We start from the raw sequence: 15,007 nt of genomic DNA, 5'->3' as shown, positions 1-15,007 counted from the left end.
CGGGAAGCGAACAGAGCCCGGATCGTGGGAGCGGTCCAGCAGCGCGGCGCCCTCACGCAGGTCGAGCTGGCTGGCGTCACAGGGCTGTCCCCGGCCACGGTCTCCAACATCGTCAAGGAGCTCGCCGCCGCCGGCGTCCTGACGACGTCGCCGACCTCCCGCTCCGGCCGCCGCGCCCACCAGGTCACGCTCGCCCGAACCCTCGGCCTCGTCGCAGGCGTGCACTTCGGGGCGCGCACCCTGCGCGTCGCGCTCGCGGACACCGCGCACCAGGTCGTCGCCGAGCAGCGCATGCCGCTCGCCCCCGACCATCGCGCCGACATCGGTCTCGACCGGGTCGCGCTGCTCCTCGGGGAGATGCTCGAGCAGGTGGGCGCCGAGCCGTCCGAGCTCCTCGGCGTCGGCGTCGGCGTCGCCGCCCCGGTCGACATCCGCACCGGCGAGGTCTCCACGCGCGGTCTCCTTCGCGGGTGGGACGGCGTGTCCGTCACCGAGACGCTCGGCCAGCAGGTGCCCGCGCCCGTCTACGTCGACAACGACGCGAACCTCGGCGCGCTCGCCGAGGCCCGCCGCGGGGCCGCCCGCGGCTTCGAGCACGTCGTCTACATCCGCATCTCGCACGGGGTCGGCGCCGGCCTGCTGCTCGACGGCAAGATCTTCCACGGTCGCGCGGGCACAGCAGGGGAGATCGGCCACACGACGATCGACGACGCCGGGCCCGTGTGCCGCTGCGGCAACCGCGGCTGCCTCGAGATGTACGTCGGCGCACCCGTCATCCTCGGCATGCTCGAGGGCAGCCACGGGCACCTGTCCATGGCGAACGTGCTCCAGCGCGCCCGTGAGGGCGACCTGGGCTGCCGCCGCGTCCTCGAGGACGCCGGCTCGCACCTGGGCATCTCGGTCGCGAACGTGTGCAACCTCGTCGACCCGGAGGTCGTCGTCGTCGGCGGGCAGCTCGCCGAGGCGGGCGACGTCCTCCTCGATCCTCTGCGCGCAGTGCTGTCCCGCCGCGCGATCCCGTCGAACGTGGGGCCCGTCCCCGTCGTGAGCGGCGAGCTGGGCGCGTCGGCCGAGCTGCACGGTGCGCTGCTGCTCGCGCTCGAGCACGTCGACGTCACCACGAGAGGAGGAGCCTCGTGACCCGCACCCACGAGCGGCGCCCGCGGCGCCTTGCCGCCGTCGTCGCCATGCTGCTCGCCGCCACGAGCGTCCTCGCCGGGTGCGCCGGCAGCGCGACGAGAGCCGACGACGGCCGGCCGACCATCGCCCTCCTTCTCCCCGAGACCAAGACGGCACGCTACGAGACGCTCGACCGCCCGTCGTTCGAGAAGACCGTCGCGGGCACGTGCGCCGAGTGCACCGTGCTCTACGCGAACGCGCAGCAGGACGCCGCACGCCAGCAGCAGCAGGCCGAGTCGTTCCTCATCCGCGGCGCCGACGTCCTCGTCCTCGCCGCGGTCGACGCGCAGGCAGCCCTGAGCATCGTCGCCGCCGCGACCGCCCGCGGCGTGCCGGTCATCGCGTACGACCGCTACCTCGAGGACCCGGACGTCGCGTACTACATCTCGTTCGACCCGGCGCGCGTCGGCCGCCTGCAGGCGCAGGCCCTCGTCGACGGGCTCGAGAAGGACGGCATCACCACCGGCGGCGTCCTCGTGGCGCACGGCGCCGTCACGGACGCGAACAGCCCGGGCCTGAGCCAGAGCGTCATGGGCGTCTTGGGGACGACCGACCTGACGATCCTCGCGGAGACCACGATCTCCGACTGGAGCCCTGACAAGGCCCAGGAGTGGGTCGCGACGCAGCTGGGCCGCTACCGCGACGACGTCGTCGCCGTGTACGCGGCGAACGACGGCCTCGCCGCAGGCGCGATCTCGGCGATGCGCGCCGCGGGCATCGAGGACAAGCCGCTCGTCACGGGCCAGGACGCCGAGCTCGCCGCGATCCAGCGCATCGTCACGGGCGACCAGTTCATGACCGTGTACAAGGACATCGAGCAGCAGGCGGCGCTCGCCGCCGACGCCGCCGTCCTCCTCGCTCGCGGCGAGGACGTCGAGGCGCCGACCGAGGTGCGCGGCGTCCCGACGATGCTGCTCGCCCCGTTCGCCGTGACCCGCGACGAGATCGAGCCGGTCATCCTCCGCAAGGGCGTCTTCACGCTCGGGGAGATCTGCGTCGAACCGTTCACCCAGGCCTGCACCGCCGCAGGCCTGACGGAGGAGGAGTAGATGAGCACGTCCGGTACGCAGCCGGTCATGTCGCTGCGCGGCGTTTCGAAGAGCTACGGAGCGCTGCGCGCGCTCGTGGACGTCGACCTCGACATCCGTGCGGGCGAGGTCCTCGCGATCGTCGGTGACAACGGCGCAGGGAAGTCGACCGTCGTCGAGATCGTCTCGGGCGCCCTGAGCGCGGACACGGGCACGATCGAGGTCGACGGCGAGCCCGTCGTCTTCTCGTCGCCCGCGCGGGCGCGCGCCCTCGGCATCGCGACGGTGTTCCAGGACCTCGCCCTCTGCGAGCCGCTCGACGTCGTCGAGAACCTCTTCCTCGGCAACGAGGCCGTACGTGGCGGCTTCCTCGACGAGGTCGAGATGGAGAAGCGCGCGTGGGAGCTGCTCTCGCAGCTCGCCGCGCGGGTGCCGTCGGTGCGCATGCCCGTCTCGGCGCTGTCCGGCGGGCAGCGTCAGGCCGTCGCCGTCGCGCGCTCGCTCCTGGGCGACCCGCGCGTCGTCGTGCTCGACGAGCCGACGGCGGCGCTCGGCATCGCGCAGACCGCGGAGGTCCTCACCCTCGTCGAGCGGCTGCGCGACCTCGGGCACGCGGTCGTGCTCGTGAGCCACAACATGGCCGACGTGCACGCCGTCGCGGACCGCATCGCCGTGCTGCGCCTCGGGCGCCTCAACGGCGTGTTCGAGGCCGCGCAGACGAGCTACGAGGACCTGCTCGCCGCGGTGACCGGTGCGCGCGGCGGAGCCGACCGGTTCGGCCGCGGCCGCCCGGGCACGCCGGTGGCAGGTTCGGACGGAGGTGCACGATGAGCACGATCGACAAGCAGCGCGTGAACGTGCGCGGGGCGGCGGACCAGGTGCTCGAGCACCTCGCCGACGTGCGCGAGCGCGTGCGCACCGGCCAGCTGAGGTCCCTCGCCGGCGTCGGCGCGCTCCTGCTCATCTGGGTCGTGTTCCGCGTGATCAGCCCGGCGTTCCTCACCCCGGACAACCTCGTCGCGCTGACGCTGCAGTCGGCGTCGCTCGGCTTCCTCGCGCTCGGCGTTGTGCTCGTCATGATGATCGGGCAGATCGACCTGTCGGTCGGCGCCGTCAGCGGGCTCTCGTCCGCGATCGTCGCCGTGCTGTTCATGCAGGCGGAGCAGCCGCTGTGGCTCGCCGTCGTCGCGGCTGTCGCGAGCGGTGCGGCGATCGGGCTCGTGTACGGCGCGTTGAGCGCCTATCTCGACCTGCCGAGCTTCGTGCTGACCCTCGCGGGGCTGCTGGTCGTCCTCGGCGTGCAGCTGTGGGTGCTGGGGGAGACCGGCTCGGTCAACCTGCCCTTCGACACGTGGCTCGTGCACTTTTCGCAGCAGGGTTTCCTGAGCACGACGACGTCGCTGCTCGTCGCTGCGGGCGTCGTCGCGCTCAACGCGTGGACGCTCGTGCACGAGCGCAGGCGCCGCGAGCGTGCCGACCTGCCCGCGGACTCGCTCGTGTGGATCGCGCTCAAGGTGCTCGCCCTCGCCGCCCTGCTCGCGCTGAGCATCTTCTACCTCGGCCGGGACCGCGGGATCGGCTACCCGGTCGCGCTGCTGCTGCTCGTCGTGACGCTCACGGACATCGCGCTGCGGCGTACGCGTTGGGGGCGCGCGGTGCGCGCGGTCGGCGGGAACGTCGACTCGGCGCGACGCGCAGGTCTGCAGGTGCGCCGCGTGACCGTCCAGGTGTTCGTCGTCAGCTCGACGTTCGCCGCGATCGGTGGCGTGCTCGCCGTGGGGCGCCTCGCGGCCGCGAACCAGGGTTCCGGGGGAGCGGAGGCGAGCCTCACGGCGATCGCCGCCGTCCTGATCGGCGGCGTGAGCCTCTTCGGCGGCCGGGGCAGCGCGTGGTCGGCGTTCGTCGGCGTGCTGGTCGTGCAGTCGATCGCGAGCGGTCTGACGCTCATGAACGCCCCGCTGTCGGTGCGCTACATGATCATCGGTGGCGTGCTCGTGCTGGCCGTCGCGCTCGACACGCGGCTCAAGCGGGGAGCGCTCCAGCCGCGCTGAGCGGCACTGACGCGGCGCGCCTGCCCGACGGCGGCTCCCTTGTCGGGGCGCGTCCCCGTGCGCGGGGCAGGGGAGGGCGCGGCGCAGGCCGCGCGGCTCGTCAGCGGAAGATGACCGTGCGGTGCCCGTTGCGCAGGACGCGGTGCTCGGAGTGCCAGCGCACCGCGCGGCCCAGCACGCGGCGCTCGACGTCCTGGCCGAGCGCGACGAGACGGTCGGTCGAGTGCGAGTGGTCGACGCGCTCGACGTCCTGCTCGATGATCGGGCCCTCGTCGAGGTCGCCCGTGACGTAGTGCGACGTCGCACCGATGAGCTTCACGCCGCGGTCGTGCGCCTGGTGGTACGGCTTGGCACCCTTGAAGCTCGGCAGGAACGAGTGGTGGATGTTGATGACGCGACCCTCGAGCTCGCGGCACATGTCGTCCGAGAGGACCTGCATGTACCGGGCGAGGACGACGAGCTCGATGTCCATGCGCGTGACGAGGTCGAGCAGCTGCGCCTCGGCGGCCGCCTTCGTCTCCTTGGTGACGGGGACGTGGTGGAAGCCCTTGCCGTAGAACGCGGCGAGCGGCGCCAGGTCCGTGTGGTTGCCCGCGACGGCCACGACGTCGACCGGAAGGTCGCCCGCGCGCTCGCGGAACAGCAGGTCGTTGAGGCAGTGCGCAGCCTTCGACACGAGGACGAGCGTGCGCATACGGCGACCCACGACGTCGAGGTTCCAGGTCATCGAGAATCGCGCGGCAACCGGCTCGATCGCGGCGACGAGCTCCTCGCGCGACGCGGTCGACAGGGCCTGGACACGCATGAAGAACAGCTGCGTCTCGGGGTCGCCGAACTGCTGCGACTCGGTGATGTTGCCGCCGTGCTCGGCGAGCAGACCGGCGACGGCGTGCACGATGCCGGGACCGTCCGGGCAGGACAGGGTCAGGACCCAGTGGGTCTGCTCGGCGGGCGCGGCGTCGGTGAGGTTCTGCGTGGACACACCCGCAGGGTAGTCCAACGCCCGCGGGCTGGTGGGCACGTCCAAAGGTCGGCTGCCCATCTCTGTCCGTGTCCCCCGTCGTGCGCAGAGCGACGACCTGAGAGCATGGACGCATGAGCGACACGAGCGACGCCCAGATCAGGATCGACCAGGTCACCGACGAGCACGCCGGGGAGCTGCTCACGCTGCGGCGCGCGGCGTTCGTCACGGAGGCCCAGGCCTACGAGGACCCGTTCATCCCGCCGCTGACGCAGACGCTCGGCGAGCTGCGCGCGGACATGGTCGCGCCCGGCGTCATCACGCTCGGCGCGTGGGACGGACCGCGCCTCGTGGGCTCGGTCCGCATCGAGATCGAGGGCTCGAAGGCGACGCTCGGTCGCCTCGCGGTCGCGCCGGACCGTCAGGGGGAGGGGATCGGCACGCAGATGATGCTCGCCGTCGCGCCGCTCCTGCCCGAGGGCGTCGAGGAGATCTGGGTGTTCACCGGCAAGGACTCGAAGCAGAACCTCGCGATGTACCAGCAGCAGGGGTACGAGCACCAGTACGACCAGGCGGCGGGCGACCTGACGTACGCGTACCTGCGCCGCATCCTCGGCGAGGTCGAGACGGCGGACGACGCCGGCTGACATGCCGCCTTTGGTAGCATGATCGCGTCGCGACTGGCGCATCAGGTGGGTCACCACCGGGGAGCGACGAGTTTTCCTCCGACTTCGGGTCGTTCGCCTGGGCCCCGGTCACCACACAGCTGCGTGTGCGTGCCGGTCCATGCTCTCCTCCGGCGCGCAGCGCAGCCGCCCAGCACGGCTTCATCGAAGACTTGTGAGGAACGCCCATGAGCCAGTCCACCGACTCCGTCGTCAACAAGGGCCTCGCCGAGGTCGACCCGGAGATCGCTGCAGTCCTCGACGGTGAGCTCGCGCGCCAGCGCGACACCCTCGAGATGATCGCGAGCGAGAACTTCGTCCCGCGCGCCGTCCTCGAGGCGCAGGGCTCCGTCCTGACGAACAAGTACGCCGAGGGTTACCCGGGGCGCCGCTACTACGGCGGCTGCGAGCAGGTCGACGTCGCGGAGACGCTCGCGATCACGCGCGCCAAGGAGCTGTTCGGCGCCGAGCACGCGAACGTGCAGCCGCACTCGGGCGCGACCGCGAACGCGGCCGTGCTGCACGCGCTCATCAAGCCGGGCGACACGATCATGGGCCTCGAGCTCGCGCACGGCGGCCACCTCACGCACGGCATGAAGATCAACTTCTCGGGGCGTCTCTACGAGGTCGCGGCGTACGGCGTCGACCCGGACACGATGCTCGTCGACATGGACAAGGTGCGCGAGCAGGCGCTCGCCGCGCGTCCTGACGTGATCATCGGCGGCTGGTCGGCCTACCCGCGCCAGCTCGACTTCGCGGCGTTCCGCTCGATCGCCGACGAGGTCGGCGCGAAGCTCTGGGTCGACATGGCGCACTTCGCGGGCCTCGTGGCCGCAGGCCTGCACCCGAGCCCGGTGCCGCACGCCGACGTCGTCTCGTCGACCGTGCACAAGACGATCGGCGGTCCGCGCTCGGGATTCATCCTGTCGCGCGAGGAGCACGCCAAGAAGATCGACTCGGCCGTGTTCCCGGGCCAGCAGGGCGGCCCGCTCATGCACGTCGTCGCCGCGAAGGCCGTGTCGTTCAAGATCGCGGGCTCGGCGGAGTTCAAGGAGCGTCAGGAGCGTGTGCTGTCGGGTGCGCGCATCATCGCCGAGCGCCTGACTGCGGCGGACGTGAAGAGCGCGGGCGTCGACGTCCTCACGGGCGGCACGGACGTGCACCTCGTGCTCGTCGACCTGCGCAAGTCGGAGCTGGACGGCCAGCAGGCGGAGGACCTCCTCCACGAGGTCGGCATCACCGTCAACCGGAACGCGGTGCCCTTCGACCCGCGCCCGCCGCGTGTCACGTCTGGTCTGCGCATCGGTACGCCGGCGCTCGCGACGCGCGGCTTCGGCGACGCCGAGTTCACCGAGGTCGCGGAGATCATCGCCCTCGCGCTCAAGGACGGCAAGGCCGCGGACGTCGCGGCGCTGCGCGCCCGCGTCGACGCGCTGACGGCTGACTTCCCGCTGTACCCCGGGCTCCAGCAGTACTGAGAGCCTCGTGACCCGGGTCCGGCCCTCAGGCCGGGCCCGGGCACCAGCCCGCCCGACGACGAAGCGCAGACCACAGGAGACGTGTCATGACCGCACAGGTGCTCGACGGCAAGGCCACCGCGGCCGCGATCAAGGCAGAGCTGGCCGAGAGGGTCGCGGCGCTGACGGCGGCCGGAGCGACGCCCGGTCTGGGCACCGTGCTCGTGGGCGAGGACCCGGGGTCGAAGGCGTACGTCGCGGGCAAGCACCGCGACTGCGCGGAGGTGGGCATCGCGTCGATCCGTGAGGATCTCCCGGCGGACGCGTCGCAGGCGGACATCGAGGCGGCGATCCGGCGTCTCAACGAGGACCCGGCGTGCACGGGGTACATCGTGCAGCTCCCGCTGCCGAAGGGGATCGACGTCAACCGGGTCCTCGAGCTGATCGACCCGGCCAAGGACGCCGACGGTCTGCACCCGACGAACCTCGGTCGGCTCGTGCTGCGCGTCTCGGAGCCGATCGAGTCGCCGCTGCCATGCACCCCGGCGGGCATCGTCGAGCTCGTGCAGCGGCACGGGCTGTCGCTCGCGGGCAAGGACGTCGTCGTCCTCGGGCGGGGGACCACGGTCGGTCGTTCGATCGGCCTGCTGCTGACGCGCAAGGACATCAACGCGACGGTCACGCTCACGCACACGGGCACGGCCGACGTCGCGGCGCACCTGCGCGGCGCGGACGTCATCGTCGCGGCGGCGGGCGTGGCGCACGTCGTGCGGCCCGAGCACGTGAAGCCGGGCGCGATCGTGCTCGACGTCGGCGTGAGCCGGACGGTCGACGAGACGACGGGCAAGGCCCGCCTGCTTGGCGACGTCGACCCGGCCGTGGCCGAGGTGGCGTCCTGGATCTCGCCGAACCCCGGGGGCGTGGGGCCGATGACGCGGGCGATGCTGCTCGCGAACGTGGTCGGGATGGCGGAGCGCGCGCACGGCTGAGCGGTTTGTCCGTTCCTCGACGCTCTCACCTGCGCAGACGCCATACACGCTGAGGTCAGCGGTGTCCTGCGATAGCGTCCGCATCGTGAGATCGGCGAGTCACTCTCATGTCACGGGACCATCACGATTTTCCCGACGCCCCGTAGGGGGTCTCGCTAACCTGAAAGCGCTTTCCGCCAGGCCTCGCGAGCCGGACATCTGGCACGAACGGCTCAACGAGGCGGGAAATCCGCACCGTGTGTTTCATGGACGAGTTGTGGCGTTAACGTACGCGACCCTCGACCGTCACGTTGCCCCGATAGACCTTGCGCGTCCACACGTCGCGCGTGCCGAGTCGGACCGCCACAGTAGGGCGGTCCGCACGACAAGCACGCGCAATGACGCACGTGCAAGATTGGGGAACGCATGCAGCACAGAAAGAGGCTGGGGCGCGCCGTAGCGGCCGTCGCCAGCACCTCGCTGATCGGAGCCTCGTTCGTCGCTACCGGGGGAGCGGCCCAGGCCGCGGTATCGACTGACGCACCGGTCATCATCAACGAGGTCTACGGAGGTGGCGGGAACGGTGGCGCCACCTATACGCACGACTACATCGAGCTCGTCAACGTCTCGAGCGCCACGGTCGACCTGACCGGTTGGTCCGTCCAGTACGCGTCGAACGCGGGTACGAGCTGGTCCGGGGTCATCCCCCTCAGCGGTTCGATCGCTCCGGGCGGGTTCTACCTCGTCGGCGGCGCCTCTGGCGGCGCCGTCGGCGCGGCGCTCCCGACGACGCAGGCGTCCGGCAACGTGAACCTCGCCGGGGCCAACGGCAACGTCGCGCTCGCCAGCATCGCCACGAGCCTCAGCTGCCAGACGACGGCGTGCGCGAGCGACCCTGCGGTCGTCGACCTCGTCGGCTTCGGCACGGGTGCGGCCTTCGCCGGCACCGGCGGCGCGCCCGCCCCGAGCAACACCACGGCCGCCGTGCGCAAGCTCGTCGAGAGCGTCCCGGTCAACACGGCCAACAACGCGAGCGACTTCGTGGCGACCACCGCGATGACCCCGGGGGCCGCCAACGTCCTGCCGGACGTCACGCCGCCGGCCGACCCGGTCGACAAGTCGATCGCCGAGATCCAGGGCACCGGGACCGAGTCCCCGATCAAGGGCACCGTCGTCCGCACGACCGGTGTCGTCACCGCGTCGTACAAGACGGGCGGCTTCAACGGCTTCGTCATCCAGACGCCCGGACCGGACACGACGCCTGACGCGTCCGACGCCGTCTTCGTCTACGTCGGCAGCGGGAACAACCCGACCGTCGACATCGGCCAGCACGTCACCGTCGTGGGTACCGTCGCAGAGTTCAACGGTCTGACCCAGATCACGACCACGAACGACAACGTGGCGCTCGACGCCGGCGGCGTCGGCGAGGCCGTCGTCGTCGAGGGGGCGTGGCCCGAGACCGACGCCGAGCGCGAGAAGCTCGAGAGCATGCTCTTCCTGCCCCAGGGCGACTTCACGGTCTCCAACACGTACTCGACGAACCAGTACGGCGAGGTCGGGCTCGCGTCCGGCACGAAGCCGCTGATCCAGTGGACCGACGTGGCCCGCCCGAGCACGCCCGAGGCGCAGGCCGTCATCGACGACAACGCCAAGCGCGGGGTCGTCCTCGACGACGGTGCGAGCACGAACTTCACCAGCTCCGCGAACCAGTCTCAGGTCCCGCCGTTCGTCTCCCAGGTGAACCCCGTCCGCGTGGGCGCTCCGGTCGAGTTCGAGGCGCCGGTCATCGTGGACTACCGCAACAGCACGTGGAAGCTCAACCCCACGAGCCAGCTGCTCGCGGGGAACGAGGCAGGCCTCGTCACGATCGAGAACACGCGTACCGCCGCACCTGACGCCGCGCGCCTCGGCGACGGCGACATCAAGCTCGCGTCGTTCAACGTGCTGAACTACTTCACGACCCTCGGCGTCGACACGCCCGGCTGCACCCGCTACAACGACCGTGCCGGCAACGGCATCACCGTGAACTCGTGCACGGGCAACGGCCCGCGCGGTGCCTGGGACCAGGATTCGCTCGACCGCCAGCAGGAGAAGATCGTCGCGGCCATCAACGCGACGGACGCGGACGTCATCGGCCTCCTCGAGATCGAGAACTCCGCCAAGCTCGGCGAGACCGCTGACGAGGCGACGGCGACGCTCGTCGACGCGCTCAACGCGGACGACCCGTCGAAGTCGTGGGAGTACGTCCCCTCGTCGCTCGACCTCCCGGTCGTCGCGCAGCAGGACGTTATCTCCAACGCGATCATCTACCGGTCCAACGTGGTCGCCCCGGTCGGCCCGTCGCTGGCCCTCGGCGACCAGAGCGCGACCGGCCAGCCGTTCGTGAACGCTCGTGAGCCGCTCGCCCAGGCGTTCACCTCGGTCGGCGGCGGCGAGCCGTTCCTGCTCGTCGTCAACCACTTCAAGTCCAAGGGTTCCGCGGGTCCGCTCGCGGGCGACGCGGACACCGGTGACGGCCAGGGCTCGTCCAACGCCTCGCGCATCGCGCAGGCGACCGCGCTGAAGAACTGGGTCCCGAACGTCCTCACCGACCTGTCCTACAGCGGTTACGAGATCGACGACGTCGCGCTCGTCGGCGACTTCAACTCGTACTCGCAGGAGGACCCCATGCACGTCCTCTACGAGGCGGGGTACGTCAACGTCGACAAGCACTTCAACGGTGACGAGCTGTTCTCGTACAGCTACTCGGGCCTGTCCGGCTCGCTCGACCACGTGCTGATGAACCAGTCGTTCCTCGAGCGCTCGACCGGTGCGGACGTCTGGAACATCAACTCGGGCGAGACCATCGCGTTCGAGTACTCGCGGTACAACTCGCACGGCCAGACGTTCCACGAGGCCACGCCGTACCGCTCCAGCGACCACGACCCGGTCATCGTCGCGTTCGACGAGGGCACCGCGCCCGCGCCGAGCACCACGACGCCTCTCAACCTGCTCAACATCAACGACTTCCACGGCCGCATCGACGGTGACACGGTGAAGTTCGCGGGCACGATCGAGAAGCTGCGTGCGGCGGGCGGCGAGGGCAACACGTTGTTCCTCTCCAACGGCGACAACATCGGTGCCTCGCTGTTCGCGTCCTCCTCGGCGGGCGACACGCCCACCATCGAGGTGCTCAACGCGCTCGACCTGAAGGCGTCCGGCGTCGGCAACCACGAGTTCGACCAGGGCCTGACGGACCTGGCCGGTCGCGTGACCAGCGAGGCGGACTTCCGGTACCTCGCCGCCAACGTCTACGACAAGGGCACCACGACCCCGGCTCTCCAGGAGTACGAGGTCATCGAGGTCGACGGCATCCAGGTCGGCATCATCGGCGCGGTCACGGAGGAGACCTCCACGCTCGTCAGCCCGGGCGGCATCGCCACGCTGGACTTCGGCGACCCGGTCGCAGCCGTCAACCGTGTCGCGGCGCAGCTCACCGATGGCGACCCCGCGAACGGCGAGGCCGACGTCATCATCGCGCAGTACCACGAGGGCGCCGGAGCCGGCACCCCCGACGGTGCGACGCTCGAGCAGGAGATCGCGGCCGGCGGCGCCTTCGCCGACATCGTCCTGGACACGGCTCCTGAGGTCGACGTGATCTTCACCGGTCACACGCACAAGGAGTACGTCTGGGACGCCCCTGTCCCGGGCAGCACGAAGACCCGCCCGATCGTCCAGACCGGCTCGTACGGCGCGAACATCGGCCAGGTCCAGCTCGAGATCGACCCCGCCACGAACGAGGTCGAGTCCTACAAGGCCCGCAACGTCAAGCGCCTGACGACGGCGAACGACGTCCTCGTCGCCGCCTTCCCGCGCGTCGCCGAGGTCAACGGCATCGTCACCGCGGCTCTCGCCGAGGCCGACGTCAAGGGCTCGGTCAAGGTCGGCACGATCACCGCCGACATCACGTCCGCGATCGCGGGCGGCTCGTACGTCGACGGCAAGTACGTCAGCTCGGTCCCTGGCACCACCACGGGTCGTGACGACCGTGCGTCGGAGTCCGCGCTCGGCAACCTCGTCGCCAACGCTCTGCGCGACTCGCTCGCGGACACCGCGGCCGGTGCCGACTTCGGCGTCGTCAACCCGGGTGGCCTGCGTGCCGAGCTGCTCTACAAGAAGAGCGGCGCCGAGACCGAGGACGGCATCGTCACGTTCGCCGAGGCGAACGCGGTCCTGCCGTTCCTCAACAACCTGTGGTCCACGACCCTCACGGGCGCGCAGGTCAAGACGATGCTCGAGCAGCAGTGGCAGACCAACCCCGACGGCTCCATCCCGTCGCGGCCCTACCTCCAGCTGGGTCTCTCGGACAACGTCTCGTACACGTACGACGAGTCCCGCCCTGCCGGCGACCGCGTCACCTCGGTGACGATCAACGGCAAGGTCATCACCCCGACGGAGACCTTCCGCGTGGGCACGTTCTCCTTCCTCGCCGAGGGTGGAGACAACTTCCGGGTCTTCAAGGACGGCACCCGCACCGTCGACTCCGGTCTCATCGACCGTGACGCGTGGATGGCGTACCTGAGCGCCGAGGAGAACCAGGGCCTCACCCCGAGCTTCGCTCGCTCGCACGCGAAGGTGGTCGGCAACCCGGCGTCCGTCGTCGCAGGCGCGAACGTCGAGATCGAGGTCTCCAAGCTCGACATGACGAGCCTGGGCGCCCCGCTCAACACGAGCGTGACGGCGACGTTCACCGGCGGGACCCTCCCGGCCGCGGGCGTCAAGCTCGGTGACTTCACGGTCACCGGCGGTGCCGTGACGGTCTCGGGCACGGTCCCGGCCGCTGCGGCAGGCGCGAAGACGCTCACGCTCGTCGCTGCGCCGTCGGGCACGACCGTGACGATCCCGCTCACGGTCACGGCCCCGGCCACGACCCCGGCCGTCGCCACGAAGACGACCCTCGCCGTCACCGGCAAGGCCGTCGTCGGCGAGCAGCTCACCCTCACGGCGACGGTCGCTCCCGCGGCCGCCGGCAAGGTGACCTTCAAGGACGGCTCCACCGTCCTCGGCACGGTGAACGTCTCGGCAGGCAAGGCCTCCCTCAAGAAGTCGCTGTCGGTCGGCACGCACAGCCTCACCGCTGAGTTCGTCCCCGCGGACGCCAAGGCGTTCAAGGGCTCGATGTCGGCCAAGGTGTCCGTCACGGTCGCCAAGTCCGACGTGACGATCTCCGGCAAGCTGTCCAAGACCAAGGTCGCGTACGGCACCCCGGCGAAGCTCACGGTCACAGTCACGGGCAAGTCGACCGCGCCGTCGGGCAAGGTCACGGTCTACGAGGGCAGCAAGAAGCTCGTCACGGGCACCCTCAAGGTCACGGGCAAGACCGGCAAGGTCACCGTCACGCTCCCGAAGACCCTCTCGGTCGGGACGCACAAGCTGACGGTGAAGTACGCCGGCACTGCCACGACCAAGGCCAAGAACACCGCCAAGATCACCTACAAGGTGACCAAGGCGAAGCCGAAGGCCTCCGTCTCGATCAGCAAGTCGGGCAAGACGGTCGTCGTCAAGGTCACGGCCAAGGGCACCACGCCCAAGGGCACCGTGACGCTCAAGGTCGACGGCAAGACGGTCAAGACCCGGTCGCTCAAGAGCGGCAAGACCACCTTCAAGCTCAGCTCGCTCCGCAAGGGCAAGCACACCTTCAAGGTGACCTACTCCGGGTCGACCACGGTCAGCAAGCTCACGGTGACCAAGAAGCACACCGCGAAGTGACCGACCTAGCGTGACGCGGAGGGCCGGGTGGGCGACCACCCGGCCCTTCGCGCGTCCGGCGCCCCGAGCGGTTCGTGCCGTGTCAGTCGGATGGGGGAGGATGGGGCCCGTGAAGATCACCACCGTGAACGTGAACGGGATCCGCGCCGCGTACCGCAAGGGCATGCCCGCGTGGGTCGAGTCCGAGCAGCCGGACGTCCTCCTGCTGCAGGAGGTCCGCGCGACCGACGAGATCGTCGCCGAGCTGCTCGGGGACGAGTGGCACATCGTGCACCAGGCGTGCGACATCAAGGGCCGGGCGGGCGTCGCGATCGCGTCGCGCCTGCCGTTCGACGCCGTCCGCGTCGGCCTGGGCAACGGCGAGCCCGAGGTGGACGTCGACACGGGGCGCTGGGTCGAGGCCGACGTCGTGCTCCCCGCGGGCGGCCACGTCACGGTCGTCTCCGCGTACATCCACTCGGGCACCGCGGGCACGCCCAAGATGGACCAGAAGTACGCGCACCTGGAGAAGGTGACAGCCCGCATGCGCGAGCTCGCCGCCGCAGGCGGCCGGACGGTCGTCGCGGGCGACCTCAACATCGCGCACCGCGAGGTGGACATCAAGAACTGGAAGGGCAACCTGAAGTCCGCGGGCTTCCTGCCTGAGGAGCGTGCCTACCTCGACCTCTGGTTCGACGAGCTCGGCTTCGCGGACCTCGGCCGCCGGTTCGGCGGCGACGGGCCCGGCCCGTACACGTGGTGGTCCAACCGCGGCAAGGCGTTCGACAACGACTCGGGCTGGCGCATCGACTACCAGCTCGCAACCCCGGAGCTCGCCGAGGCGGCGCGCTCGGTCGACATCTGGCGAGCCCCGTCGTGGGACACCCGCTGGAGCGACCACGCACCGGTGACCGTCGACTACGAGCTCTAGCCCGCGCCTTCTCGGCGACCGTCGCCGGCCGCCCCGGGCA

At 70.7% G+C, this 15,007-nt stretch carries 10 protein-coding genes and 1 riboswitch; of the genes, 9 read left to right on the top strand and 1 reads right to left on the bottom strand.

Annotated elements, in window-relative coordinates; all coding sequences use genetic code 11:
• Window positions 1-24: 24 nt before the first annotated feature.
• From ATL41_RS04745 to ATL41_RS04730, 4 genes are read left to right on the top strand one after another with little or no spacing between them, the layout of a single operon-like run.
• Window positions 25-1,140 carry an ROK family transcriptional regulator gene (locus tag ATL41_RS04745; RefSeq protein WP_245854630.1) on the top strand — a complete coding sequence of 372 codons (1,116 nt, stop codon included), beginning with the start codon at window positions 25-27 and terminating at the stop codon, window positions 1,138-1,140.
• Entirely contained in the window at window positions 1,137-2,228 is a 1,092-nt protein-coding gene (locus tag ATL41_RS04740) for a substrate-binding domain-containing protein (RefSeq protein WP_245854629.1), read from the top strand. Before ATL41_RS04745 ends, ATL41_RS04740 begins: the two co-directional genes overlap by 4 nt.
• A complete protein-coding gene (locus tag ATL41_RS04735) occupies window positions 2,229-3,038 on the top strand; it encodes an ATP-binding cassette domain-containing protein (RefSeq protein ID WP_098457442.1) in 810 nt (269 codons plus the stop codon).
• Entirely contained in the window at window positions 3,035-4,258 is a 1,224-nt protein-coding gene (locus tag ATL41_RS04730) for a sugar ABC transporter permease (protein WP_098457441.1), read from the top strand. Before ATL41_RS04735 ends, ATL41_RS04730 begins: the two co-directional genes overlap by 4 nt.
• A gap of 100 nt (window positions 4,259-4,358) precedes the next feature.
• On the opposite strand, the gene purU is transcribed toward ATL41_RS04730, so the two are convergent.
• Window positions 4,359-5,240 (bottom strand): formyltetrahydrofolate deformylase, encoded by an 882-nt coding sequence (gene purU, locus ATL41_RS04725; RefSeq protein WP_245854628.1) that lies wholly within the window; start codon window positions 5,238-5,240, stop codon window positions 4,359-4,361.
• A 113-nt stretch (window positions 5,241-5,353) separates the two neighbouring features.
• Here purU and ATL41_RS04720 point away from each other — a divergent pair, with 113 nt between their 5' ends.
• From ATL41_RS04720 to ATL41_RS04700, 5 genes are all read left to right on the top strand, one after another.
• Entirely contained in the window at window positions 5,354-5,866 is a 513-nt protein-coding gene (locus ATL41_RS04720) for a GNAT family N-acetyltransferase (RefSeq protein ID WP_098457439.1), read from the top strand.
• A 19-nt stretch (window positions 5,867-5,885) separates the two neighbouring features.
• Window positions 5,886-5,976, top strand: a riboswitch (ZMP/ZTP riboswitch).
• A gap of 96 nt (window positions 5,977-6,072) precedes the next feature.
• On the top strand, window positions 6,073-7,362 hold the full coding sequence (gene glyA / locus ATL41_RS04715; protein WP_098457438.1) for a serine hydroxymethyltransferase: 1,290 nt from the start codon (window positions 6,073-6,075) through the stop codon (window positions 7,360-7,362).
• Between the two features lie 86 nt (window positions 7,363-7,448).
• Entirely contained in the window at window positions 7,449-8,330 is an 882-nt protein-coding gene (locus ATL41_RS04710) for a bifunctional methylenetetrahydrofolate dehydrogenase/methenyltetrahydrofolate cyclohydrolase (protein WP_098457437.1), read from the top strand.
• A gap of 405 nt (window positions 8,331-8,735) precedes the next feature.
• Window positions 8,736-14,057 carry an ExeM/NucH family extracellular endonuclease gene (locus tag ATL41_RS04705; protein WP_098457436.1) on the top strand — a complete coding sequence of 1,774 codons (5,322 nt, stop codon included), beginning with the start codon at window positions 8,736-8,738 and terminating at the stop codon, window positions 14,055-14,057.
• A 100-nt stretch (window positions 14,058-14,157) separates the two neighbouring features.
• Window positions 14,158-14,967 carry an exodeoxyribonuclease III gene (locus ATL41_RS04700; protein WP_098457435.1) on the top strand — a complete coding sequence of 270 codons (810 nt, stop codon included), beginning with the start codon at window positions 14,158-14,160 and terminating at the stop codon, window positions 14,965-14,967.
• Window positions 14,968-15,007 lie beyond the last annotated feature (40 nt).

It is taken from the genome of Flavimobilis soli (assembly GCF_002564025.1).
Classification (GTDB): domain Bacteria; phylum Actinomycetota; class Actinomycetes; order Actinomycetales; family Cellulomonadaceae; genus Flavimobilis; species Flavimobilis soli.
Note: the sequence above shows the minus strand (reverse complement) of the source record. Positions and strands in the feature narration are given on the sequence as shown.

Coding starts and splice junctions, on each gene's coding strand:
- ATL41_RS04705 (WP_098457436.1), top strand. CDS start 8,736: ATGCAGCACAGAAAGAGGCTGGGGCGCGCCGTAGCGGCCGTCGCCAGC.
- ATL41_RS04700 (WP_098457435.1), top strand. CDS start 14,158: ATGGGGCCCGTGAAGATCACCACCGTGAACGTGAACGGGATCCGCGCC.
- ATL41_RS04730 (WP_098457441.1), top strand. CDS start 3,035: ATGAGCACGATCGACAAGCAGCGCGTGAACGTGCGCGGGGCGGCGGAC.
- glyA (WP_098457438.1), top strand. CDS start 6,073: ATGAGCCAGTCCACCGACTCCGTCGTCAACAAGGGCCTCGCCGAGGTC.
- ATL41_RS04720 (WP_098457439.1), top strand. CDS start 5,354: ATGAGCGACACGAGCGACGCCCAGATCAGGATCGACCAGGTCACCGAC.
- ATL41_RS04735 (WP_098457442.1), top strand. CDS start 2,229: ATGAGCACGTCCGGTACGCAGCCGGTCATGTCGCTGCGCGGCGTTTCG.
- ATL41_RS04710 (WP_098457437.1), top strand. CDS start 7,449: ATGACCGCACAGGTGCTCGACGGCAAGGCCACCGCGGCCGCGATCAAG.